This is a genomic window from Microbacterium sp. BF1, assembly GCF_019279095.1.
In the GTDB taxonomy this organism is placed as follows: domain Bacteria; phylum Actinomycetota; class Actinomycetes; order Actinomycetales; family Microbacteriaceae; genus Microbacterium; species Microbacterium maritypicum.
Window position 1 is genome coordinate 1 of record NZ_JAGYWT010000436.1, and the last position, 2,068, is coordinate 2,068.

Genomic DNA, 2,068 nt, shown 5'->3' on the forward strand with positions numbered 1-2,068 from the left:
GGGAGGGCCAGGAGAATCGCTTCGAGGGCGGCGGCCTGAGAGATTCCCAGTGCGTCCGCGGTGTCGATGACGATCTTCTTGGCCGGCTCCACGACGGGAGCGAAAATGACCGGGTTTCCGACCGCGCACACCCGTCCGCGCGTGCTGGCGCTCGACGAACCCACCTTCGGACAGGATCGCGCAAGGGCCGCCGAGCTCCTCAATCTGCTGCAGAACCTGCGTGCGGAGGGCACGACGATCGTGATCGTCACGCATGACCTCCAGCTCGTGGCCGAGCACGCCACTCACGTCGTCGTCCTCGCCGATGGTCGGGTGCGGGCGGTCGGGCCCACCGCCGCTCTTCTGCAGGACGAGCAGCTGTTCGCCGCGGCGGGACTGCGCCTGCCGGCCCTGCAGCGCGTGCTGACCTCCGCCGGGCTCGGAGCGACATCGTGACCACGGCGACGTTCGACCCTTACGCACGGATGACGGCGACATCGCGGCGACAGTTCCTGTACGCGCTGAACCCGCTCGCGAAGATCGCCGGATTCGCGCCGGCGATGGTGCTGCTGGTCTTCGTGCGGGATCTGGCCACCCCTGTCGCCTTCCTGGTGCTCGCCTACGCCCTGATCCTGGTCGGCGCACGCCTGACGGGCAGACTCCTCGCCCTGCTGCTGCTCGGGCTCCCCGCCGGCATGCTGCTGATCGGTGTCGGCTTCTCGCTGTGGGTCGATGCCGGCCTCGTCGCCGGCAGTACCCCCGTCCTGCAGATCGGCGACTGGACGCTCTACAGCGGGGCCCTGCTGATCGGTTTCGCGACCGCGCTGCGGCTCGGCTCCATCGTCGCGCTCGCGCTCGTCGGCGGACTCACCACCAGCGGCCCCGATCTCGTGCGGGCCAGTGTGCAGCAGCTGCGGGTTCCCTACCGGATCGGCTACACGGCCCTGGCCGCGTTCCGGTTCGTGCCGCGGTTCGGCCATGAGCTGTCGGTGATCAGGGCCGCTCATCGGGTGCGCGGGTATCACGGCGGACGCGGACCCTTCGCGCGCATCGCTCGGGGGTGGGGGTACATCGTGCCGCTGCTGGCCGGGGCCATCCGTCACGCAGAGCGCGTGGCACTCGCGATGGACTCGCGTGCATTCGGTGCGCACTCGACGCGCACAGAACGACACCTCGTCCCGTTCCGCACACGGGACACCGTCTTCACCGTCGCGACCCTGCTGGCGTCGGCGGCGATCTTCGTCGTGTCCTTCCCCTGGCAGCTTCCCTGAAAGGCGCATCGTGGCCTACAGCAAGATGGTCAAACCCGAGTCGGCCGATCTCATCCACCTGGTCGTGCTGCGCACGCAACGGCTGTCGACGCACTGGATCCGTGTGACGCTCGGCGGCGGCGAGATCGAGAAGTTCCGCCCGATGGGGTTCGACCAGTGGTTCCGGCTGTTCCTCCCGATCGGGGGTGATGCGGGCCTGGAGCGGGTGCCGGCGAAGGCGAACAAGGTGTTCGGGTATCTGAAGTTCCTGCGCATCCCCGACGGCGAGCGTCCGGTGATGCGCAACTACAGCGTGCGGGCATTCCGCCCGGCGACCGCGGATGCCGGCGCCGAGATCGACGTGGACTTCGTGCTGCACGGATCGGCGGCCGACGGTACCGCCGGACCGGCCTCGCGGTGGGCCGAGACCTGCCGGCCGGGCGAGCATGTTCTGATCATCGACGAGGGGCTCACGTTCAATCCGCAGCGCAGCGTGGATCGCGTCGTGCTCGTCGGCGATGAGACCGCCCTGCCCGCGATCGCCTCGATCTGTGCCTCGCTTCCGGCCGGCGCCGTCGGTACCGCGATCGTGGAGACGCCGAGCGAGGAGGATGCGCTGGAGTTCGCGCATCCCTCGGGCATCGAGGTCGTGCGGATCGTGCGTCCGCACGGCGTCGCTCCCGGTTCGCTGGCTCTGGACGCTCTCGCCCGTGCCACTCTGCCGGAGGCCCCGTTCCACGCCTATGCGGCGGGCGAGCAGGCGCTCGCCTCCGGCGCCCGCAAGCACCTCGTCGGCGAGCGCGGGGTGGACAAGAACGCTGTGAGCTTCTGCGGGTACT

3 protein-coding genes are annotated in these 2,068 nt (G+C 69.6%); all 3 read left to right on the forward strand.

The genetic code is table 11. The annotated features are described in order from the left end of the window. Window positions 1–105: 105 nt before the first annotated feature. On the forward strand, window positions 106–435 hold the full coding sequence (locus tag KZA10_RS13295; protein ID WP_374196592.1) for a hypothetical protein: 330 nt from the start codon (window positions 106–108) through the stop codon (window positions 433–435). Then, window positions 432–1,250, forward strand: a complete 819-nt coding sequence (locus tag KZA10_RS13300; RefSeq protein WP_371861294.1) for an energy-coupling factor transporter transmembrane component T — start codon at window positions 432–434, stop codon at window positions 1,248–1,250. Before KZA10_RS13295 ends, KZA10_RS13300 begins: the two co-directional genes overlap by 4 nt. Before the next feature lie 10 nt (window positions 1,251–1,260). Further along, the coding region (locus tag KZA10_RS13305; protein WP_218683115.1) for a siderophore-interacting protein at window positions 1,261–2,068 on the forward strand (808 nt) is incomplete at its 3' end.